Raw genomic sequence first — 20,233 nt, forward strand, 5'->3', positions numbered from 1 at the left:
TTTTTTCGTCTTTTATTAAATTGACTACGCTCAATTAGATTGGAAATTTCACCTGGTAGTAGCTGTTTGAAAAGTGAATTTTCGCTGTCTATTGACATAAATTCTGCTGTCAAACTCAAGGCAACTACTTCTATGTCAGACATTTTTGGCTTTCTGCCAATTCCTGATTTAAAATCCAACTCAAAATTCAAAGAACTTATAACTTCTAATACTCTAAAATAATTTTTAACTATATTTGTCATAAATGTTGGTTGTTTTGCGACTTCAAGATACTGATTTTCAGTATCTTGACCAACATTTTTTCAATTTATTTTACTTCAAATAATTTCACCCAACGGGTTAGTTTTATTATTTATTTTTTTAATTAGTTCGGGTTTAAACTTTGTTTTTTCTCAACAAAAAATTGAAACCAAAAAAGTTCCCTCAACGCTTTCAAAACATGGAATTACCATACAAGACGATTATGCATGGTTGGAAAACACTACTGAAAAAGAAGTTGCTGATTGGGTAACTCTACAAAACAATATTAGCGAAGAAAAACTATCAGAATTAGTTAGAAATTATAATTTTTCATTCAAAATAAAAGATTATGATTATTTGTCTACGAATGGATTACCAACTAAAAAAGGAAAGTACTTTTACAATACCTATAGAGTTGAAAAAAATAAACCAAGCGTTTTATATTACAGAGAAAGTCTAAATGATTTAGGCAAACCTTTGGTTGATCCGTTTGATGTTTATAAAGATGCGAATGTAGTTTTATCTGGATATTTTCCTTCTAAAAACACTAAATATTTGGCTTTTAAAATTAGTCCGAACGGAAGCGATAGACAAGAAATTAAATTTAAAGACTTTGCCAACAAAAAATATCTTGACGATGTTCTTACGGATGTTAAATTTTCAAATGTTGCTTGGAATGGAGACAGAGGTATCCTTTATAAGAAAAATTCAAACAAAGAATTCTTTGAAAAAGACTCTACTTATCAGTTATACTATCATAAAATTGGAGATATTCAAAGTAAAGACCAATTGGTGTTTGATACTTCAAAATCAAAAGCTAATTTCATTTTTTTTACCAAACAAAATAAATTGTTTGTTATTGAAACAAGCGAAGATGAAACCACAAAAAACTACTATTATACTACAATTGAAAACGAACAATTTCAATTTAATAACTTCATAAAAGACGATAAAACGAATCTAAATCTTTTAAATATTATTAACGACAAATGCTATTTCTCAGATGAAAAATATCCATGGGGAAATATCAGTTATTTTGATATAAACAATCGAACAGAAAACACGGTTTTAATCCCTCAAGTATATTCTCATTTGCTTATTGGAACTACATTTTTAGAAAATTATATTATTTGCAAGTATAACAACATGGGCAAATATTACATGTCTGTTTACGATTATACTGGAAAATTTATTCGAAAATTTGAAGCACCACACAATATGGATTTTCAAATTAGATTTTATGACGAAAAAACAAATGAACTTTTTGTTACATTTTATTCGTACACCATTTCTTCATTAAATTACAAGTTAAATATTACAACTGGAGCGAATGATATTTATTTTAATGATTTCATTCAGCCAAAACCAACTTTATTTCCATTCAACTATTTTGAAACCAAAATCATAACCTATAAAAGCAGAGACAATAAAGATATTCCAATCGTTATTATTCACAAAAAAGGTATTGAACTTAATGGAAATAATCCTACTCTACTAAGAGCTTATGGTGGTTTTGGAAGTGTTAGCAGTCCAAATTACGATACTGGATTATTACACTTTTTAGAAAAAGGTGGCGTTTATGCCTTTGCACAAGTTAGAGGCGGAGGCGAAAAAGGAAAAAACTGGCACAAAGAAGGAAAAGGATTAAAGAAAATCAATTCGATTAATGATTTTGTAGATGCTGCAGAGTTTTTAATTCGAGAAAAATATACCAATCCAAACAAATTAGCTATTAATGGTGGTTCGCATGGTGGATTAGTGGTTGGAGCTGCCATGACCCAGCGTCCTGATTTATTCAAAGTTGTAATTTCTGAAATGGGAAGATTAGATATGGCTACTCTTGATAAATATACTTCTGGAATTCATCATTTTGATGAATATGGAAATCCAAATAATAAAGAAGAGTTTCAATCATTGATTTCTTATTCGCCTTATCACACGATTAAAGAAGATGTAAATTACCCAACTTGTTTAATTATTACTTCTGAAAACGACGATAGAGTGCCGCCGTTTCAATCTTATAAATTTGCAGCAAGATTACAAAATAGAACTGCACAGAAGAATCCTATTTATTTGAAAGTTAATAAAACGGCTGGTCATTCTGGCAACATTTCAAGCTACGAAAAAAGAGTAAAACAGCAGAGTGAATTTTATAGTTTTATTTGGGAATACTTGAATAATTAATCCTTCAAATATTTCACAAAATGAAATCCTTTGGGAACAAAACCGTGATTCATGTAGAATTTTTGGGCTCCAAAATTGGTCGTATACGCATCTAAAGCAATCATATTACAATCTTCATCGATTGCTTTTTGATTGAGATATTCGGTCATGATACTTCCAATTCCTTTAGAACGAAAATCTTCATGCACCACCACATTATCTAATTCTAAATATTTACCAGACCAAAGCTTTGTTCCAATCCAAAACCCAGCTAAACCCATAGTGACTCCGTTTTCCACTACAATTAATTGTTTGTAATTGTGCGGAATCATTTTGTCCAGCAAATCGCCATAAATTTCAAGCGTATAATCGGGATATAATTGTTGGATTATGGATAATTGCTCCAACATTTCGGCTTTTGTTCCTAATTCAATTAACTGTGGCATTTTATTTTTGTAATAGATTTTTGTTGAATTAATTTGTTACTTACAAATATACCAATAAAAGTAAATGAGGGAAAAAAGGTTTTGTTAAATGAATATGTGGTTTGTGGAATTTCTTTGTGGGCACGGAATGCAATTCCGCGCTATTGGGTTTAAAAATCACCCAACTCAAATTTTAGTGTATCATTATTCTTAACTACATAAAAATATTTTTCATCCTTAAATTTATATAAAACGTAAGGTGTTTTAATGTCTGTTATAGAAGGATTAAATACATAATCATTGGATTTGATATCAGGCTCTCCATAATCTTCTATCCATTTTGGAAAACTGTCTTTGTAAATTAAAAAACAATTACTAAATAAGGTATATTTTTTGTCTAAAGTTAATATACCTCTATTAATTGTAACCGATTTAATTGTGTCTGATTTTATTTCGCTTTGAACTTCAACAAAACCATCTAATTTATTATTATGAAGACAACTTTGAAAAGTTAATGAGATAAGAAAAATGGTTAAAATGTATTTCATAAACACTAATTTATTCCTACAAATATAAAACAAAAAAGTCCCGAATAAATCGGGACTCTTTATAATATCTGAATTAAAATTAGTTATTCAAAGCTTCTGCTCCACCAACGATTTCTAAGATTTCGTTTGTAATAGCTGCTTGACGTGCTTTGTTGTATGTTAATTTTAATTGGTCTCTTAATTCTGTAGCGTTATCGGTTGCTTTATGCATTGCTGTCATACGTGCTCCGTGTTCTGCTGCAAATGAATCTCTAATTGATTTGTATAATTGTGTTTTTAATGATTTTGGAATCAAAGTCAACACAATTTCTTCTTTAGATGGTTCAAAAATATAATCAGAAGCTACTACTTCGCCACCAACAATTGGAGCTAACGGTAAAAACTGTTGTGTTCTTACAATTTGAGTTGCAGCATTTTTAAATTCGTTATAAACGATTTCGATTTTATCGTAATCACCTTTCACAAATTTATCCATTAATTGTTGTGCAATATCAGAAGCATTTTCGAAAGTTAATTTGTCAAAAATAACATTGTTAACTTCGATTACGTTGTTTGTTTTACGCAAAACGTCGTTTCCTTTTTTACCAATAGCAAAAATATCTACTTGTTTTCCTGCATATGTATCAGCAACTGCTTTTGCTTGTTTAATTACATTCGTATTAAACGCACCACACAAACCTCTGTTTGAAGTAATTGCAACGATAAGTACTTTATTTACTTCTCTTTGAGCTGTAAAAGCACCACCAACTTCTCCTTCAAGAGTTGCACTTAAGTTTTGTAATAGCTCAGTAAGTTTTTCTGCATACGGACGCATTGCTGTAATAGCATCTTGCGCTTTTTTTAATTTTGCAGCAGAAACCATTTTCATCGCCGATGTAATTTGCATCGTAGATGAAACAGAAGTAATCCTATTACGTATTTCCTTTAAGTTTGCCATGTTTTTGAGTATTAAGATTTAAGTATTAAGTATCAAGATGTCTTAATTCTTGATACTTATTACTTAATACTTTTTAATTATATTTTGCTGAAATTTCTTTCGCTACTTTTTCTAAAACGTCAGTGATAGCGTCATCAAACTTACCTGCTTTAAGTGCGTCCAATGTATCTCTGTGTTTAGCGTTTAAGTATTCTAAGAAATCTTTTTCAAATTCTTTTACTTTTACAACTGGTACATTTCTTAACAAGTTTTTAGAACCTGCATAAATGATAGCCACCTGATCTTCTACTGTAAAAGGAGAGTTTAAACCTTGTTTTAAGATTTCAACGTTTCTTTTTCCTTTTTCAATAACGTTTAAAGTTACAGGATCTAAGTCAGAACCAAATTTAGCGAAAGCTTCTAATTCACGGAATTGTGCTTGGTCTAATTTTAAAGTACCTGATACTTTTTTCATTGATTTAATTTGTGCATTACCTCCAACACGTGATACAGAAATACCTACGTTAATTGCAGGACGTACTCCAGAGTTGAATAAATCACCATCTAAGAAGATCTGTCCGTCTGTAATCGAAATTACGTTTGTTGGGATATATGCAGATACGTCACCTGCTTGAGTTTCGATAATTGGTAACGCTGTTAACGAACCACCACCTTTAACGATTCCTTTGATAGAATCTGGTAAATCGTTCATGTTTCTAGCGATTTCGTCGTTGTTAATTACTTTACAAGCTCTTTCTAATAAACGAGAGTGTAAGTAGAAAACGTCTCCAGGATAAGCCTCACGCCCTGGTGGTCTTCTTAATAATAAAGACACCTCACGGTAAGCTACAGCTTGTTTAGATAAATCATCATAAACAATTAAAGCTGGACGACCAGAATCTCTAAAATACTCACCAATTGCAGCACCTGCCATAGGAGCATATACTTGCATTGGAGCTGGATCAGAAGCATTTGCAGCAACAATAACTGTATAAGCCATTGCACCTTTTTCTTCTAACATTTTTGCGATTCCTGCTACAGTTGAAGCTTTTTGCCCAATTGCAACATATATACAGAATACAGGTTTTCCTGCATCGTAAAATTCTTTCTGATTTAAGATGGTATCAATACAAACTGTTGATTTACCAGTTTGACGGTCACCAATAACCAACTCACGTTGACCTCTACCAACTGGAATCATTGCATCAACTGCTTTTACTCCTGTTTGTAATGGCTCAGTTACGGGTTGACGGAAGATAACTCCAGGAGCTTTTCTTTCTAATGGCATCTCGAATAACTCACCACCGATTGGACCTTTACCATCAATTGGGTTACCTAAAGTATCTACAACACGACCTACCATTTGCTCTCCTACTTTAAGAGAAGCAATACGTTGTGTTCTTTTTACTGTAGAACCTTCTTTGATTCCTGTAGATGGCCCTAAAAGAACCACCCCAACATTGTCTTCTTCTAAGTTCAATACGATAGCTTCTAATCCGTTTTCGAATTGTACTAACTCTCCGTATTGAGCGTTTGATAATCCGTAAACACGAGCGATACCGTCTCCAACTTGAAGTACTGTTCCAACTTCTTCTAACGATGCACCAGATTCAAAACCTGATAATTGTTGTTTTAATATTGCTGAAATTTCAGCAGGTTTAATTTCCGCCATAACTATGTGTGATTATTATCCTCCTATATTAATATTAACGCCAGATCTTTTAGGCGTTTGATCATTATTATTAATTATAATTGTTGTTGACGGAGCATTTGCTTTATCTGTAAAAGGTGTCCCGTATTTTTCAACCATACGTTGCACACGCTCTTCATTTAAAGTTCCGTCTTCGTTTACTACTTTAGCGTCGTAAAATTTTTTAAGCAATTTACCATTTATTAAACCAAATCCTTCAGAAAAATCCAAATCGACTGACTTATTTATACCTAAAAAATTAACTTTCCAATATTTTTGATCAACAGTATCAGGTTTGCTTAACAATTTCATGTAAATGATTTCTTCACCATTTAAATTATAAACTGTACAAACTTGATCCCAGCCTCCGCAACCATCATATTTTAACCAATTGACATTATCAACAGTAACAATGCCTTTCTTTAATTTTATGTCTTGCGAAAATCCATAAAAAGAACATAATAATAATATTAAAATTATTCTTTTCATATTAATTACTAAACTCTCTTTTTAAATTTTGCAATCTGCTTGCTACAGATGCATTGTATTGTTTGTCTCCCATTCTTAAAATAAATCCTCCAATAATAGCTGGATCTACAATATTTTGAATGGTAATATTTTTATTTGAAAACGTTGCAATTTTTGCCAATACTTTAGCTTCTAACTCAGGCGTAATTGGGAAAGCAGTTGTAACTTTAGCTACTTCAATTCCGTTAAGTTCATCGTATAAAGCATTGAACTGTAAAGCAACATCATTTAATAATTCAAATCTTTTGTTAGCTAAAAGCAATTGAAATAATCCTTTTGTCTCTTTTTGAGCAGAAGCAAAAATTTCGTTTAAAGACGAAAATTTAATTTCCCCTTTAACAACTGGGCTTTGCAAAAAGTCTTTTAACTCAGCACTTTCTTTAATTGCTTTAGCAATAGCAGTCATGTCTGAATTTACAGCTTGTGTGCTGTTGTTTACTTGGGCAATGTCCATAATGGCCTTAGCGTATCGAATTGCTGCTCTAGTTCCTGCCATGATATTAGTTTAATTTAGCGTCACCTAACATTTTCTCAACTAATTTAGTTTGAGCTTCTTTGTTAGATAATTCTTCTTTTAATAATGTCTCAGCGATTTCTAATGACAAAGAAGAAACTTGATTTTTCAATTCTGCCATAGCTGCATTTTTCTCACTTTCGATTGTTGCTTTCGCAGATTCAATCATTGCTGCTCCTTGAACTTGTGCTTCAGATTTAGCATCAGCAATCATTTTTTCTTTGATTTCTCTTGCTTCTTTCATCATCAAGTCTCTTTCAGCTCTTGCTTCAGCTAATAATTTTTCATTATCAGACTTCAAGTTTAACATTTCTTTCTTAGCGTTTTCAGCCGCTAATAAAGCGTTATTAATAGAGTCTTCTCTTCCTTTAACTGCTCCTAAAATAGGTTTCCATGCAAATTTTCTCATTAATAGAAAAAATACAACGAAGATTAAGGTTGTCCAAAATACTAAGCTTTCTGGTGAAGTAAAGTTCATATATCTATATTGTTAATTTAGTTTCTTAATAAAAACTTCTTACAGCCAACCGCTGTAAGAAGTTTATGTTTAATTACTTTGCAATTAATGCAACTACTACAGCGAATAAAGCAACACCCTCGATAAGAGCAGCAGCAATAATCATTGCAGTTTGAATTTTACCAGCAACTTCTGGTTGTCTTGCCATAGCGTCCATAGCAGATCCACCAATTTTTCCAATACCGATTCCAGCTCCAATAACAGCTAATCCAGCACCGATTCCAGCTAATACCATAATAAAATATTTATATAGTTAATAATTAATAAAACTCAATTCTAGTGATGGTCGTGCTCTTCTACAGCCTGACCAATAAATAATGCTGATAACAACGTAAATACATACGCTTGTAAAGCAGCAACTAACATTTCTAATACACTCATAAACAACACGAAAGCACCTGAAACTGGAGCAATTGCAACTGTTTTGAATATATATATCAATGAAATTAAACTCAAAATAATAATGTGACCTGCAGTAATGTTAGCGAATAAACGAATCATTAATGCGAATGGTTTTGTAAACATCCCAATAATTTCAACTGGCCACATAATTGGATATAAAGCTTTTGGCACTGGTGGTGCAAAAATATGCCCCCAATATGCTTTATTCGCACTTAAAGTTGTAATCAAAAATGTAATAAATGCCATTACAAAAGTAAAGTAAATATTTCCAGTTAAGTTAGAACTAAATGGGAAGAAAGGAATTAAACCAATTAAGTTATTAATCCAGATGAAGAAAAAGATAGTTAATAAATATGGCATGTATTTTCCATATTTCTTTTCTCCAATATTAGGGATTGCAATATCATCTCTAACAAAAATCACTAATGGTTCTAAGAAACCAGCTAAGCCTTTTGGAGCCATGCTATTTTTCTTATAAGAACGAGCTACTGTAATAAACAATACTAAAAGAATAATTACAGACATTAACATTGAGAAAACATTCTTCGTGATTGAAAAATCTAAAGGACGAGCTGCAAAATTAAAAGCACTTTTATCTTCTTCTTTTAATGTTTCAAATTTGTCAGCATAAAAAATTACTTCATTATATCTTACAAATTTTTCTTTTGCCACATGATGACCTGTATTGTCGTGATGAAATTCTGAAGCAGAAAAAATTTCTAATCCGTTATCTGTCCAAAGAATAATAGGTAATGGCAACGAAATTGAGTGACCATTCCAATCCGCTATGTGAAACTCGTGAGAATCTCCAATATGTGAATTAATAAGTTCTGTAGCGCTAAACTCTTTATCAGCTGATTCTGAATGTCCTCCGCTCGCAGAAGCCATTAATGGTAAAATCAAAAATGATAATGAAAACAAAAATTGAATTGTGCGATTTGCTATTCTCATATACTTATACTAATAATAGTAAAATTTATTTCCTCTAAATTTTGTGCAAAGGTACATTTTTAATTAAAAAATGAAAACTTATTATTATAATTTTTAAAAAAAGTAAGCTAAAAAACCATTTTACTAGTTTTCTTTCAAATCGGAACTATTCAGTAAATTAACCGAAAAAATAGTTTCTAACAATAAAAAAATAAAAAACGGTATAAAAAAAGACAACACATCTGGAATTTTATTAGCAACGTCAGAATCAATAACTGGCATTAAAAAGAACACTGAAAGCCCCATTTTGATGATTCCAAACGCTAAAAAAGCAAATCCGGTTTGTTGAAAAAAATACTTATTTACTAGCACTAATAAAGTGTACGAAACAGCAACTGTTAAAAAATGAAACAAATAAATTGAAAACGTTGTTATTTTAAATTCGATTTGATTAAAATAAGTACTTAAAATATATTCCTGACAAAAGTAAAACATTACAGTTATTGGAACTAAATAAACAAACAGTCGCGCAATTTTCTTACTCATTCTTTTTTATCATTACTCATTTTAGTAACCTGTCGAATTACATTGTAAAGCGCTATGAAAACGGCTAATAATGAAAAAACTATCGTTAATATAGAACCTTCAATTTTAAATTTTTCATCCAACCATTGCCCAATCATTACTCCTAAAAAAATAATCAATCCCATTTGAAATGGGATATTCATGAAAACCAACCACTTATTAGCTTGTTTCTTATTTGAATCCATTATTTATTCTGGTTTCTCATTTCGCAACTAGCTTCAAATCGAGCTCCTGGTTCTACGGCTAACTTACCTACGATTACTTCTCCTGTTATATGTGCTTTTGATTTTACATTAAGCATACCTTCTGCTTGCAGTTTTCCGGAAAAAACACCTTCGATATCGATACTTTTGCAAATGATATCTCCAATTACTTCTCCTGTAGGACCAATTACAATTTTTCCTTCGGAAGTAAAATTACCTTTTAGTTTTCCATCTAATCTAAAATCGGCAAAGGTTGTAATATCACCGTTTATAGTAGTTCCTTCAACAATTCTGTTAGTTTTTCCTAATAAATGATCTTGGTTTTTAACTTTATCAAACATTTTATGAGGTTTTGGGGTTATTATTTATTCAACAAAATCCATTCTTGCAACTTCTTCTTCATTTGTACAATCTTGTAATCCTCAGTTGAAATGATATAAACTTTGTCGGTTAGTTTGTAATTTTTATGCAATTGTAACACAGACAATACTGATATGGCCGCATCTTTATTGTCAAAACCATGAATAACAATAAAATTATCGGTTAAGGTGTAAATATCTTCAGATGATTTTAATGCTACTGCATTGGTGTCTTTAATATACTTCGCTATTTTATCTGTTAGATTTTTAACTTCTTTTCCGTAAGGATACGTTTTAGGGAAGATAATTTTATAGCTTGTTGGCTGAGCTAATCCAAAATCAAGTGCTTCAATTAATGGCACTTCCATTTGCACCATTTTTTCAGCTTGTTTTCCTTCTTCTGTATTTGGATACGTTAAAGCAACGAAATTTAATGCTTTTTTATACTCTTCAACACCTTTTAATCGTCCCGTTATTTTTGCTTTTAGCATTTCAAATTTTGGAAGCGATTCTTCTCCTGCAAATTTAAAAATTGCTTCGTCGACCTCTACAAAAACTTCTCTTAATTCATTGCTTTCAAACTTCTTATACAAAGCATTAAAAACCAATTCTGGATTGTCATTATCGGTAATCTCAACTTCTGGATTGTTCAAAATTTGCGCATAACGGCTATCTGGATATTGAGCCAAGATTTGTTGTTTGATATCTGTCGCTTTAGAAGGCGAAATTTGCTGATAAATTTTGTACAAATTGTACATCGCCGGAAGCACCAAACGTTCTTCTGGTTTGTTTTTTAATAATTGCTCTAAACGAGAAGCCGCTAATTCGTATTCTTTGAATTTTTCTTTGTAAATTAATCCTAACTGATAATAAGCTAAGTTTCTGTCTTTTGCCAAACTATCTAAAAGCTTTGAATCTGTTGGAATTTGATTTAAATAAAAATCGCTAGTATATTTTGGATTTTCAACGACCGCAACTGAATCTTTATCCGTTTTATTTTCATCACCATTTTCGGAATCAGCATCAGCATTAGCTCCTTTTTCAGAAGACCATCTCCAATTATCTTTTGATGCCCTTTTCCCCCATTTGTTTTGGAAATCTTTCTTACCAAATTCAACTGCTACAGGATTATAAAAATAAAAACTAGAATTGTCTGTTCCCATACCAGGCGGCAACATAGAAGAATTAATTGGGTTTTGTGCTTGAATATCTTTGCTTTTTGTGTTTGGATTTACTAAACCTAAACCATTAGAATTGTTATTATTGGCTTGCAAATTAGCTTCTTTTTGAGCTTTTTCAGCTGCTATTTTAGCCTTTCTATCGTCTTCAGCTTTTAATTTAACGATGTAATCCTCATAATATGCTTTTCTCTCAGAGTCAGACATGGCAACAACATCTAAAATGCTATCATTTTTTTGTGCAATAGTTTCATATTTGATTACATCTTCTAAATTGTCTCGTTTCTTTTTTATCTTTCTGTATTCTCTTGTACGCTCGTTCAAATTTATAAGTGTACTATCATAATATTTTCCTGCCGATTTGTAATCTGCTTCTCTAAAGTAAATCTCACCTAAATTTCTATAATTAGACGCTACTAAATATTTATCATTAGAAACTGATTTTATCGATTTATTATAATACTTTTTGGCCGATTTATTCTTAGTATTTTTATCATAAAAAACACCAACTTGATGATTCAAAACATCCAAATAAGGACGGTTTTCTCTATCTTCAATTAACTTATTAAATTTTTCTAAAAAAGCTAACGTATCTCCTTTAGTGTAATCAAATTGTTGAGCTTGTTTGGCATGAGCCTGAATTACATAACGACGTGGTGCTTTTCGATTCATTTGAATTACTTCTTCAAAAGCAGCATATGCACTATCATTATATTGCATTTGCTCGTAAAGTTGCCCTAAAATAAAGGTATATCTTGCTTTTTCTTCGTTATTATTTGTTGCTTCTTTAGCCACTTTTAAAGCCACAATAGCCGTATCTTTAACTTGAATATTCATGTAAGCTTGTGCCAACATTGCATTTGCATCAGCCAAGTCCTGACCTTGAATTTTTGAGTCTTTTAAAAGTCGTTTTAAATTTTTGATAGCCACATCTTCGTTATCTAATCGAATGTTTACTTTTTCACGCCATACTTTAGCATGGTAAATTCGATCACTAAGTGGATATTTATACAGAATGTAATTTAGTGACTCTAGAGAAGGTATAAAACGATTTTCATAATAACGGGATTTAGCCAACAGAAGATAAGCTTCATCCATTTGCGGATTTTTTTCAGTTCCGGCGATATTCATAGCATGTTTTTGAATAGCCTTTACCGCTTTTTCTTCAGCACGCTCAAAATTTTTATTTTTTGTTTGTCCTGGTAAAATAGCTTCTTCAGCATCAGATGTTCGCTCAACAGGAAGCACTTCCCAAAAGTTATCTTTATAGGTTTGCTTAAGCTCTTCAAGTCCTTTTTCTAAAGCAATATTACCATTATACAAAACGTTATATTTTGTAGTAACAGCATGAAAATTACGATTAACAAACTTATCTTTTTTAACAGAACAAGCTATTAAAAAAAACAAAAAACCTACGAGAAGAGAGTATTTAATTATAGTGCTTTTCAATGTAAAAACGTTTTTGTACTTAAACTACTAAAATTACTTTTTAGTATGTATAGAATGGTAAAAATACGTTTCTTTTTTTGATGTGAAAAAAAATAGGAGACTTTTTATTAATCGAACACATTTTTAAGGTCTTTTATTACCTTAAATGCTACATCAATTTGGTCGTCACTAACAATAATGGTAAATTCATTTGTAGTTGAAATTACTTCGTGAATGATAATTCCTTCCCAAGCCAATCTTTGAAAAATATAATAGTAAACACCTGGAGTCGAAATATTTTCTTGAGGCAATTTTACTGTTATAGAAGATAAATTTTCGATTTTGTGTGTTAACTTCTCGTTTTTAAAAATAGCCTCCACCATTGGTTCAATTGAAGTGCTTGTTACAATATTGGTTTCATTAACACCGCGAGAAGAAGTATAAAAAATATCTTGTTGCTTGTTAATTTCCGAAATCAACTTAGCTTGATTATCCAAAAGTGAATCCGAACTAATAAAAGTAAAATCGGTAAGCGAAGAACGAACCGTGATTTCACCAATATTTTTTAAAACCTTTGAAATTTTGTAGTTGATTTTGAAATCCAACTCTTCAGAAAGTCTTTTTAATGACATTACAACAGCACCTTGTTTCACATCTTTTCCTAAATGTGCTTCTAATTCGGGCATCATTATTCTTGCTAAAGAAGTTAAATTAATAATTCCTTGCGAAAGTGAACTTAATAAAAAAGGCTTCGATTTAATGTATTGCTCTACTACTGAGGATATTGTTTTCATGCTTTTAGTTGTTTGTTTGGCGCAAAGATAAAAACAAAAAACAAATTGTTATAAATTTAACATTAAAAATAATAAAACGCTTCTTCAATATGTTCTATAACAAAATCAGAGTTTTCTTTATGAATAGCCACGATATCAAATCGAACTTCAACATCTAAATCGTTTTGAGTAACATACTCATTTATAGCTTTTACCAACAATTGAATTTTCTTAGGTTTAACAAAATCTTGAGGCAAACCAAATTCAATACTCGAACGCGTTTTTACTTCAACAACAGCTAGTATTCCATTTTTTTGAGCAATAATATCGATTTCGGCTTTATCAAAAACCCAATTGGTTTCTAAGATTTCGTAGCCGTTTTTCTCTAAAAAATCAACTGCTAATTCTTCTCCGAACTTTCCTAAATCGTTATGTTCAGCCATTTTTAGTATTTAATTATTTGAAAGACAAAATCACTTCTTTATCATTCACTTCAAAATCTACTTGTTTTCCAAGAATCAATGTTCGGTTGTCTTTTTGATGTCCCGCTGGGAATTCAAAAGCAATTGGAATATTATACTCCTTAGCAATTGCAGTAATAATTTGCACTTCGTTTTGCCCGAACGGAATTTCGTTATCGTGCATATCGGCCATACTTCCCACAATAATTCCTTTTACATTTTCGAAATAACCATTGCGTTTTAAATTGTACATCATTCTGTCAATGTGATACAAATATTCATCCAAATCTTCAATAAAAAGAATTTTTCCTTTGGTATAAATAGAAGATTTTGAACCCAATAAACTATATAAAATCGAAATATTTCCTCCTACTAATTCGCCTGATGCTGTTCCTTTTACATCATACGATTTAGACGGAATAGTGTACGAAATAGCTTCTCCAAAAAGTGCTTTTCGCAAGGTTTCTTTCACTTCTTCTGGCGCTTTTGGAACTGTAAATGGCATAATCGAATGCAAAGTTGCAAAGCGTTCCACATTTAATTGACTGTGCAAAACCGTAACATCAGAAAATCCCATTATCCATTTTGGATGCTTTTTGAATTTAGTAAAATCTAACGAATCGATAATTCGAACCGTTCCATAACCACCACGAGCACACCAAATGGCTTTGATGTTGTCGTCATCCATCATTTCTTGAAAATCGGCTGTTCTTTCGGCATCAGTTCCGCCCAATTGACAACTATCTAAACCAATGGTTCTGCCTAATTTGGCTTTCAATCCCCAAGATTCTAATAATTCTATAGCAGGTTTTGCATCTTCTGGAAAAAATTTACGAGCCGTACAAACAATAGCAACTGTGTCGCCTTTTTTAAGATAAGGTGGAATTTTCATTTTCTTTTGCGAATGAGAAAAGTTTGAAATTAAAATAAGTATCAAAATAAATCTATACATTGTCAGATTTTATTAACTCAAAAGTAAACAAAATCCAATTAAAATTCGGGATTTCGTCACTAATCGATTATTTTTGTTTCAGTTTTTAATAAAATAATCTTTGCTCTCTTAAATTAATACTTCTGTTGTTCGAAATTTAACGCAAAGTTTTGAAGTTTTTCGCAAAGTCAAAAATGGAAAAATGACAGAAAATGAAATATCAAATAAAGTTATTGGAATTGCCATTGAAGTTCACAATGCATTAGGTCCTGGTTTACTCGAAAACACATATAAAGAATGTCTTTATTATAAACTTGTTTAAGCAGGATTTAAAGTTGAAAAAGAAAAATCAATTCCATTGATTTTCGAAGAAGTAAAACTAGATTGCGGTTACAGAATCGATTTACTAGTAGAAGATAAACTCGTTTTAGAATTAAAAAGTGTTGAAGAACTTTCTGACCTTCATTATGTTCAAACTTTAACTTATTTAAGACATAGCAACTTGAAATTGGGCTTACTTTTAAATTTTAATTCCGTTCTTTTAAAAGAAGGTATCAGACGAGTTATGAATAAATTATAATTTTCACGACATTTGCAGTTTTAAAACTTAAAATTCTCTGCAAAGCTTTGCAAAAAATTTAGCTTCTTTGCTTTAAACAAAAAAATTATGTTAGAAAACCCGAAAAGATATACGATTACTGCGGCTTTACCTTACACGAATGGACCAATTCACATTGGACATTTAGCTGGTGTTTATGTTCCTTCTGATATTTATGCAAGATATTTGCGTTTGCAAGGAAAAGATGTGGCTTTCATTTGCGGAAGCGACGAGCATGGTGTGGCGATTTCAATGAAAGCTAAAAAAGAAGGCATTACGCCCCAACAAGTAATTGATAAATATGACGGAATTATTCGTCAATCGTTTTTAGATTTCGGTATTTCTTTTGATAATTATTCGAGAACTTCTGCGGAGATTCATCATAAAACGGCTTCAGAATTTTTCAAAAAATTATACGACAACGGAGATTTCATTGAAGAAACTACCGAACAATTATACGATGCAAAAGCTGACCAATTTTTAGCCGATCGTTTCGTAACGGGAACTTGTCCAAAGTGCGATAATCCCGAAGCTTACGGAGATCAATGTGAAAAATGCGGTTCAACTTTAAATGCAACCGATTTAATTAATCCAAAATCGACAATTACTGGCGAAACTCCGATTTTAAAATCAACGAAACACTGGTTTTTACCTTTAAATCGTTATGAATCATTCCTAAAAGAATGGATTTTAGAAGGTCATAAAAACGATTGGAAACCAAATGTTTACGGACAAGTAAAATCGTGGGTTGATGGCGGTTTAGAACCAAGAGCGGTAACGCGTGATTTAGATTGGGGAATCGATGTTCCAGTTGAAGGTGCGGAAGGAAAAAAACTATATGTTTGGTTCGATGCGCCAATAGGTTACATTTCATCAACCAAAGAATGGGCGGCTCGCGAAGGAAAAGATTGGGAACCGTATTGGAAAGATGCCGATACGAAATTGGTTCACTTCATTGGAAAAGATAATATCGTTTTCCATTGCATCATTTTCCCAGCGATGTTAAAAGCTGAAGGAAGTTATATTTTACCTGACAATGTTCCAGCAAATGAATTTTTAAATTTGGAAGGAAACAAATTATCGACTTCTAAAAACTGGGCGGTTTGGTTGCACGAATATTTGCAAGATTTCCCAGAAAAACAAGACGCATTACGTTATGCGTTAACGGCAAATGCTCCAGAAACTAAAGATAATGACTTCACTTGGAAAGATTTTCAAGCAAGAAATAATAATGAATTAGCCGCGATTTTTGGAAATTTCATCAATCGTGTCGTGGTACTAACCAATAAATATTACAATGGAATTGTTCCAGCTCCAAACGAATTTTCTGAAGTTGATGAACAAACTTTAGCTGAATTAAAAGCGTATCCAGCTGTTATTTCAAGTTCGATTGAACGTTACAGATTTAGAGAAGCGTTAGGTGAATTAATGAACGTTGCGCGTTTAGGAAACAAATATCTAGCGGATGAAGAACCATGGAAAATGGTAAAAGAAAATCCGGCAAGAGTACAAACGCAAATGTATGTGGCGTTGCAAATTGCTTCTGCATTAGCAGTTTTATCGGAACCATTTTTACCTTTTACAGCTAAAAAATTATCGAATATTTTAAAAATCGATGCTTTAGGTTGGAACGATGTAACGACTAAAACAGACTTGTTACCAGCTGGACATCAAATCGGTCAAGCCGAAATTTTGTTTGCCCAAATTGAAGATGCTGAAATTCAAAAACAATTAGACAAATTAGAAGCAACTAAAACCGCCAATAAAGTGGAAAATGCAAAAGCGGAACCGCAAAAAGATATCATTACCTTCGAAGATTTTGCCAAAGTAGATTTACGAATTGGAACCATCATCGAAGCTGAAAAAATGCCAAAAGCTAATAAATTGTTAGTATTAAAAGTAGATACTGGAATTGATGTTAGAACCATCGTTTCTGGAATTGCTGAGCATTTTACACCTGAAGAAGTCATTGGAAAACGCGTAACCGTTTTAGTAAACTTGGCACCAAGAGCTTTACGTGGAGTAGAAAGCGAAGGCATGTTGTTATTAACGAATAATGCAGAAGGTAAATTAGTTTTCGTAAATCCAGATGCAGAAGGCGTGATTAATGGCGCGATGATTTCTTAATTAAATAACAACAATGACTCCAAAAATAATTGCTTTCGACGCAGATGACACTTTATGGCACAACGAACCTTATTTCGATGAAGCGCAAGAACGCTTTTGTGTTTTGTTTCAAGATTATGCTTCGAGTCAGGAAATTTTGGGACTAATATTGAATCATCAGGTGAAAAACTTGCCTTTGTATGGTTTCGGAATTAAAGCATTTACTTTGTCGATGATTGAAACCGCTTTGCAATTGACCAATCATAAAATTTCGGGAAAAGGAATTGAGCAAATTTTAGCTATTGGGAAAGATTTACTGCAAAAACCAGTCGAATTATTACCCAATGTTACCGAAGTTTTAGAACAATTAAAAGGTAGTCATAAATTAATTGTCGCCACAAAAGGTGATTTAAAAGACCAACATCGCAAATTACACGATTCGGGAATTGGTGCCTATTTTCATCATATTGAAGTAATGAGTGATAAAACCGAATTAGATTATGAAAAAATGCTAGGTCGTTTGGATTGCAAAGCTGAAGATTTTCTAATGATTGGAAATTCGTTAAAATCAGACGTTTTACCAGTTTTAAATATTGACGGACACGCCATTCATATTCCGTATCATACGACTTGGGAATACGAGAAAATTGATTTCGAAATCAAACACAAAAATTTCAAATCTTTTACCCATATTACTGAGATTTTACCTTTATTAAAATGAAACAAAAAATAGACATATCTACTTGGAACAGAAAAGGACATTTGGAATTTTTCTCAGCTTTCCAAGAACCTTTTTTCGGAATTACAACAACCATTGATTGTACGATTGCTTATGAAAAAGCGAAGGCAATGCAAATTTCATTTTTTGTATATTATCTTCATAAGACTCTTGCAGCGGTAAATCAAATTGAAAATTTTAGATACAGAATCGAAGGTGAAGATGTGTTTCTATACAATGAAATTGACGCTTCTGCTACCATTATGAGAGAAGATAAAACGTTTGGATTTTCGTTTATGAAATTTCATGAAGACATTCACGAATTTAATACAATTGTTCAAAAAGAAATTGAAAGAATCCAAACGACATCAGGGATTTTAACGACAGAATATCCTGAAAATATTATTCATTTTTCGGCTGTTCCTTGGATAAATTTCACTGGATTAACTCACTCTAGAAAGTATACTTTAAAAGATAGTTGTCCAAAAGTTTCCTATGGAAAACTGGTTGAAGAAAATGGAAAAAAATCGATGGCACTTTCTGTTACGGTGCATCATGGTTTGGTTGATGGTTATCATATTGGACTATTTATTGAAGCATTACAAACGGAATTAAATAAATAAACCACCAACTTTCGCTGGCGGTCTTTTCTCAAACGGCATTTAAAATTGCTAAAATATCTTCTCCGAATCGCTCCGATTTTTGTTTCCCGAAACCTTTGATTTGTTGTAATTCATCTAAGTTGCTTGGCTTATACATGGCTAAATCGATTAATTCTGAATTGTGACAAATCATATACTTTTTCAGTTTCAAAGCTTCCGATTTTTCGTTTCTCCATTGATTCAAATAACCGTAAACTTGCTTGTCTTTCGGATTCAAATCTTCATACGATTTACGTTCTAATCGCTCTGGTTTTTCTTGTTCTTCTGATTCATAATGAACGATAACCGACCAATGTGATTCTTCACTTTCTACAAATTGTGTACTTGATTTTTTAAACGTTACCGAATTCAAAAAAGCATTCAATTGTTGTTGGTCGTACTCCAAAAATGCGTTATCCAAACGGATGGAAAATACTCTAACTTGCATAACATCCTTATTTACCGATTAACAAAATTTCATTGGCAATTACTTCTGTAACATGGCGTTTGTTTCCGTCTTTGTCGTCGTAACTTCTGTGGGTTAACTTCCCTTCTATTCCGATTTCTTTGCCTTTGGTTACAAAACGTTCGATAATATCGGCTGTTTTTCCCCAAGCGGTTACTCGGTGCCATTGCGTTTGTTCTACTTTGTCACCGTTTTCACGATAATACACTTCGTTTGTAGCGATGCTGATGTTTGCTAATTTTTTTCCTCCTTCAAGGTTTTTGATTTCTGGTTCTTGACCAACGTGTCCGATTAATTGTACTGAGTTTTTCATGGCGTATAAATATTTAATGTTTGTGTTTATTTAATTTTTTGGAACACAGATTTATGAAATTGAAATAATTTAAAAAATCTATGTGTTGAACTTGATTTTTGAATTTGTTCTTGAACTTGACTATTTGCTTAGTAAAACCAATTCATTTGCAACTACTTCTGTGATGTAACGTTTGTTTCCGTCTTTGTCGTCGTAACTTCTGTGAGTTAGTTTACCTTCGATAGCAACATGACTTCCTTTGGTTAATAATTTTTCGATGATATCTACTGTTTTTCCCCAAGCGGAAACACGGTGCCATTCGGTTTGTTCTACTTTTTCACCTTTGGCGTTGGTGTAATTTTCATTCGTAGCGATTGTGAAGTTAGCTACTCTTCCAGATTCTAAGTTTTTGATTTCTGGTTCTTGACCTACATGTCCGATTAATTGTACTCTGTTTTTCATAAGGCTTATATATTTATTTATTAAGGTTTTATGTAATTCGCATTTCGTTTAGTTTTTGCCTAAGGAAAATGCTCATTTCATGGCGTGTAAAAATTTAAATGTTTATAATTATTAATATTGATTCTTTTTTGGAACACAGATTTAAGAAATTGGTATAAT

The 20,233-nt window shown here is 31.9% G+C and carries 23 protein-coding genes and 2 pseudogenes; 5 read left to right on the forward strand and 20 right to left on the reverse strand.

The genetic code is table 11. From position 1 onward, the window contains the following. Nucleotides 1-242: pseudogene (locus BP92_RS0107355) on the reverse strand (IS982 family transposase); the annotation flags it as partial. A gap of 160 nt (nucleotides 243-402) precedes the next feature. On the opposite strand from BP92_RS0107355, the gene BP92_RS0107360 reads away from it, so the two are divergent. After that, nucleotides 403-2,424 carry a prolyl oligopeptidase family serine peptidase gene (locus BP92_RS0107360; protein ID WP_262486606.1) on the forward strand — a complete coding sequence of 674 codons (2,022 nt, stop codon included), beginning with the start codon at nucleotides 403-405 and terminating at the stop codon, nucleotides 2,422-2,424. Here the strand turns inward: BP92_RS0107360 and BP92_RS0107365 are convergent. The 16 genes from BP92_RS0107365 to BP92_RS0107445 all read right to left on the reverse strand — a co-directional run bounded on the left by BP92_RS0107365 (nucleotide 2,421) and on the right by BP92_RS0107445 (nucleotide 14,752). Beyond that, nucleotides 2,421-2,849 (reverse strand): GNAT family N-acetyltransferase, encoded by a 429-nt coding sequence (locus BP92_RS0107365; RefSeq protein WP_026725478.1) that lies wholly within the window; start codon nucleotides 2,847-2,849, stop codon nucleotides 2,421-2,423. The genes BP92_RS0107360 and BP92_RS0107365 overlap by 4 nt on opposite strands. 149 nt (nucleotides 2,850-2,998) lie before the next feature. Continuing rightward, complete coding sequence (locus BP92_RS0107375; protein WP_026725479.1) at nucleotides 2,999-3,376, reverse strand: hypothetical protein; 378 nt, start codon at nucleotides 3,374-3,376, stop codon at nucleotides 2,999-3,001. Between the two features lie 79 nt (nucleotides 3,377-3,455). Next, a complete protein-coding gene (gene atpG / locus BP92_RS0107380) occupies nucleotides 3,456-4,313 on the reverse strand; it encodes an ATP synthase F1 subunit gamma (RefSeq protein ID WP_026725480.1) in 858 nt (285 codons plus the stop codon). A gap of 73 nt (nucleotides 4,314-4,386) precedes the next feature. Next, on the reverse strand, nucleotides 4,387-5,964 hold the full coding sequence (atpA, locus tag BP92_RS0107385; protein ID WP_026725481.1) for a F0F1 ATP synthase subunit alpha: 1,578 nt from the start codon (nucleotides 5,962-5,964) through the stop codon (nucleotides 4,387-4,389). Between the two features lie 15 nt (nucleotides 5,965-5,979). After that, entirely contained in the window at nucleotides 5,980-6,471 is a 492-nt protein-coding gene (locus BP92_RS0107390; RefSeq protein ID WP_026725482.1) for a hypothetical protein, read from the reverse strand. 1 nt (nucleotide 6,472) lies between these two features. After that, a complete protein-coding gene (gene atpH, locus BP92_RS0107395; RefSeq protein WP_026725483.1) occupies nucleotides 6,473-7,006 on the reverse strand; it encodes an ATP synthase F1 subunit delta in 534 nt (177 codons plus the stop codon). Between the two features lie 4 nt (nucleotides 7,007-7,010). Next, nucleotides 7,011-7,502 (reverse strand): F0F1 ATP synthase subunit B, encoded by a 492-nt coding sequence (locus tag BP92_RS0107400; RefSeq protein ID WP_026725484.1) that lies wholly within the window; start codon nucleotides 7,500-7,502, stop codon nucleotides 7,011-7,013. A 73-nt stretch (nucleotides 7,503-7,575) separates the two neighbouring features. After that, the gene (atpE, locus tag BP92_RS0107405) at nucleotides 7,576-7,776 is read right to left on the reverse strand and encodes an ATP synthase F0 subunit C (RefSeq protein WP_026717725.1); all 201 of its coding nucleotides are present in this window, start codon (nucleotides 7,774-7,776) and stop codon (nucleotides 7,576-7,578) included. A gap of 41 nt (nucleotides 7,777-7,817) precedes the next feature. Beyond that, nucleotides 7,818-8,894, reverse strand: a complete 1,077-nt coding sequence (gene atpB / locus BP92_RS0107410; RefSeq protein WP_026725485.1) for a F0F1 ATP synthase subunit A — start codon at nucleotides 8,892-8,894, stop codon at nucleotides 7,818-7,820. A 123-nt stretch (nucleotides 8,895-9,017) separates the two neighbouring features. After that, nucleotides 9,018-9,419, reverse strand: coding sequence for a DUF6168 family protein (locus BP92_RS0107415; protein ID WP_150111887.1), 402 nt, complete (start codon nucleotides 9,417-9,419; stop codon nucleotides 9,018-9,020). Then, the gene (locus tag BP92_RS0107420) at nucleotides 9,416-9,643 is read right to left on the reverse strand and encodes an AtpZ/AtpI family protein (RefSeq protein WP_026725487.1); all 228 of its coding nucleotides are present in this window, start codon (nucleotides 9,641-9,643) and stop codon (nucleotides 9,416-9,418) included. Before BP92_RS0107420 ends, BP92_RS0107415 begins: the two co-directional genes overlap by 4 nt. Further along, nucleotides 9,643-10,002, reverse strand: a complete 360-nt coding sequence (locus BP92_RS0107425) for a bactofilin family protein (protein WP_026725488.1) — start codon at nucleotides 10,000-10,002, stop codon at nucleotides 9,643-9,645. The genes BP92_RS0107420 and BP92_RS0107425 overlap by 1 nt, the downstream gene beginning before the upstream one ends. Before the next feature lie 20 nt (nucleotides 10,003-10,022). Further along, nucleotides 10,023-12,647: a type IX secretion system periplasmic lipoprotein PorW/SprE gene (porW, locus tag BP92_RS0107430; RefSeq protein WP_026725489.1), complete on the reverse strand. Its 2,625-nt coding sequence runs from the start codon at nucleotides 12,645-12,647 to the stop codon at nucleotides 10,023-10,025. 107 nt (nucleotides 12,648-12,754) lie between these two features. Next, on the reverse strand, nucleotides 12,755-13,420 hold the full coding sequence (locus BP92_RS0107435; RefSeq protein WP_026725490.1) for an aspartate kinase: 666 nt from the start codon (nucleotides 13,418-13,420) through the stop codon (nucleotides 12,755-12,757). A 62-nt stretch (nucleotides 13,421-13,482) separates the two neighbouring features. Then, nucleotides 13,483-13,842 (reverse strand): YraN family protein, encoded by a 360-nt coding sequence (locus tag BP92_RS0107440; protein ID WP_026725491.1) that lies wholly within the window; start codon nucleotides 13,840-13,842, stop codon nucleotides 13,483-13,485. Nucleotides 13,843-13,855: 13 nt separating this feature from the next. Continuing rightward, entirely contained in the window at nucleotides 13,856-14,752 is an 897-nt protein-coding gene (locus BP92_RS0107445; protein ID WP_245598366.1) for a S66 peptidase family protein, read from the reverse strand. A 241-nt stretch (nucleotides 14,753-14,993) separates the two neighbouring features. Here BP92_RS0107445 and BP92_RS15930 point away from each other — a divergent pair. The 4 genes and pseudogenes from BP92_RS15930 to BP92_RS0107465 all read left to right on the forward strand — a co-directional run bounded on the left by BP92_RS15930 (nucleotide 14,994) and on the right by BP92_RS0107465 (nucleotide 18,836). After that, nucleotides 14,994-15,371 (forward strand): annotated as a pseudogene (locus BP92_RS15930) (GxxExxY protein). 87 nt (nucleotides 15,372-15,458) lie between these two features. After that, the gene (gene metG / locus BP92_RS0107455; protein ID WP_026725493.1) at nucleotides 15,459-17,516 is read left to right on the forward strand and encodes a methionine--tRNA ligase; all 2,058 of its coding nucleotides are present in this window, start codon (nucleotides 15,459-15,461) and stop codon (nucleotides 17,514-17,516) included. A 13-nt stretch (nucleotides 17,517-17,529) separates the two neighbouring features. After that, complete coding sequence (locus BP92_RS0107460) at nucleotides 17,530-18,216, forward strand: HAD family hydrolase (protein ID WP_026725494.1); 687 nt, start codon at nucleotides 17,530-17,532, stop codon at nucleotides 18,214-18,216. Beyond that, a complete protein-coding gene (locus BP92_RS0107465) occupies nucleotides 18,213-18,836 on the forward strand; it encodes a chloramphenicol acetyltransferase (protein WP_026725495.1) in 624 nt (207 codons plus the stop codon). The genes BP92_RS0107460 and BP92_RS0107465 overlap by 4 nt, the downstream gene beginning before the upstream one ends. Before the next feature lie 28 nt (nucleotides 18,837-18,864). On the opposite strand, the gene BP92_RS0107470 is transcribed toward BP92_RS0107465, so the two are convergent. The 3 genes from BP92_RS0107470 to BP92_RS0107480 all read right to left on the reverse strand — a co-directional run bounded on the left by BP92_RS0107470 (nucleotide 18,865) and on the right by BP92_RS0107480 (nucleotide 20,074). Then, a complete protein-coding gene (locus tag BP92_RS0107470) occupies nucleotides 18,865-19,302 on the reverse strand; it encodes an HRDC domain-containing protein (protein ID WP_026725496.1) in 438 nt (145 codons plus the stop codon). 7 nt (nucleotides 19,303-19,309) lie between these two features. Further along, nucleotides 19,310-19,633 carry a single-stranded DNA-binding protein gene (locus BP92_RS0107475; protein ID WP_026725497.1) on the reverse strand — a complete coding sequence of 108 codons (324 nt, stop codon included), beginning with the start codon at nucleotides 19,631-19,633 and terminating at the stop codon, nucleotides 19,310-19,312. Nucleotides 19,634-19,753: 120 nt separating this feature from the next. After that, entirely contained in the window at nucleotides 19,754-20,074 is a 321-nt protein-coding gene (locus BP92_RS0107480) for a single-stranded DNA-binding protein (protein WP_026725498.1), read from the reverse strand. Nucleotides 20,075-20,233 lie beyond the last annotated feature (159 nt).

Origin of the sequence: Flavobacterium sasangense DSM 21067, from assembly GCF_000686885.1 — a bacterium.
Classification (GTDB): Bacteria; Bacteroidota; Bacteroidia; order Flavobacteriales; family Flavobacteriaceae; genus Flavobacterium; species Flavobacterium sasangense.

What these genes read in the sequence shown, in the direction of transcription:
- BP92_RS0107365 (WP_026725478.1), bottom strand. Translation starts at nt 2,849, where the DNA reads ATGCCACAGTTAATTGAATTAGGAACAAAAGCCGAAATGTTGGAGCAA.
- BP92_RS0107375 (WP_026725479.1), bottom strand. Translation starts at nt 3,376, where the DNA reads ATGAAATACATTTTAACCATTTTTCTTATCTCATTAACTTTTCAAAGT.
- atpG (WP_026725480.1), bottom strand. Translation starts at nt 4,313, where the DNA reads ATGGCAAACTTAAAGGAAATACGTAATAGGATTACTTCTGTTTCATCT.
- atpA (WP_026725481.1), bottom strand. Translation starts at nt 5,964, where the DNA reads ATGGCGGAAATTAAACCTGCTGAAATTTCAGCAATATTAAAACAACAA.
- BP92_RS0107390 (WP_026725482.1), bottom strand. Translation starts at nt 6,471, where the DNA reads ATGAAAAGAATAATTTTAATATTATTATTATGTTCTTTTTATGGATTT.
- atpH (WP_026725483.1), bottom strand. Translation starts at nt 7,006, where the DNA reads ATGGCAGGAACTAGAGCAGCAATTCGATACGCTAAGGCCATTATGGAC.
- BP92_RS0107400 (WP_026725484.1), bottom strand. Translation starts at nt 7,502, where the DNA reads ATGAACTTTACTTCACCAGAAAGCTTAGTATTTTGGACAACCTTAATC.
- atpE (WP_026717725.1), bottom strand. Translation starts at nt 7,776, where the DNA reads ATGGTATTAGCTGGAATCGGTGCTGGATTAGCTGTTATTGGAGCTGGA.
- atpB (WP_026725485.1), bottom strand. Translation starts at nt 8,894, where the DNA reads ATGAGAATAGCAAATCGCACAATTCAATTTTTGTTTTCATTATCATTT.
- BP92_RS0107415 (WP_150111887.1), bottom strand. Translation starts at nt 9,419, where the DNA reads ATGAGTAAGAAAATTGCGCGACTGTTTGTTTATTTAGTTCCAATAACT.
- BP92_RS0107420 (WP_026725487.1), bottom strand. Translation starts at nt 9,643, where the DNA reads ATGGATTCAAATAAGAAACAAGCTAATAAGTGGTTGGTTTTCATGAAT.
- BP92_RS0107425 (WP_026725488.1), bottom strand. Translation starts at nt 10,002, where the DNA reads ATGTTTGATAAAGTTAAAAACCAAGATCATTTATTAGGAAAAACTAAC.
- BP92_RS0107435 (WP_026725490.1), bottom strand. Translation starts at nt 13,420, where the DNA reads ATGAAAACAATATCCTCAGTAGTAGAGCAATACATTAAATCGAAGCCT.
- BP92_RS0107440 (WP_026725491.1), bottom strand. Translation starts at nt 13,842, where the DNA reads ATGGCTGAACATAACGATTTAGGAAAGTTCGGAGAAGAATTAGCAGTT.
- BP92_RS0107445 (WP_245598366.1), bottom strand. Translation starts at nt 14,752, where the DNA reads ATGAAAATTCCACCTTATCTTAAAAAAGGCGACACAGTTGCTATTGTT.
- metG (WP_026725493.1), top strand. Translation starts at nt 15,459, where the DNA reads ATGTTAGAAAACCCGAAAAGATATACGATTACTGCGGCTTTACCTTAC.
- BP92_RS0107460 (WP_026725494.1), top strand. Translation starts at nt 17,530, where the DNA reads ATGACTCCAAAAATAATTGCTTTCGACGCAGATGACACTTTATGGCAC.
- BP92_RS0107465 (WP_026725495.1), top strand. Translation starts at nt 18,213, where the DNA reads ATGAAACAAAAAATAGACATATCTACTTGGAACAGAAAAGGACATTTG.
- BP92_RS0107470 (WP_026725496.1), bottom strand. Translation starts at nt 19,302, where the DNA reads ATGCAAGTTAGAGTATTTTCCATCCGTTTGGATAACGCATTTTTGGAG.
- BP92_RS0107475 (WP_026725497.1), bottom strand. Translation starts at nt 19,633, where the DNA reads ATGAAAAACTCAGTACAATTAATCGGACACGTTGGTCAAGAACCAGAA.
- BP92_RS0107480 (WP_026725498.1), bottom strand. Translation starts at nt 20,074, where the DNA reads ATGAAAAACAGAGTACAATTAATCGGACATGTAGGTCAAGAACCAGAA.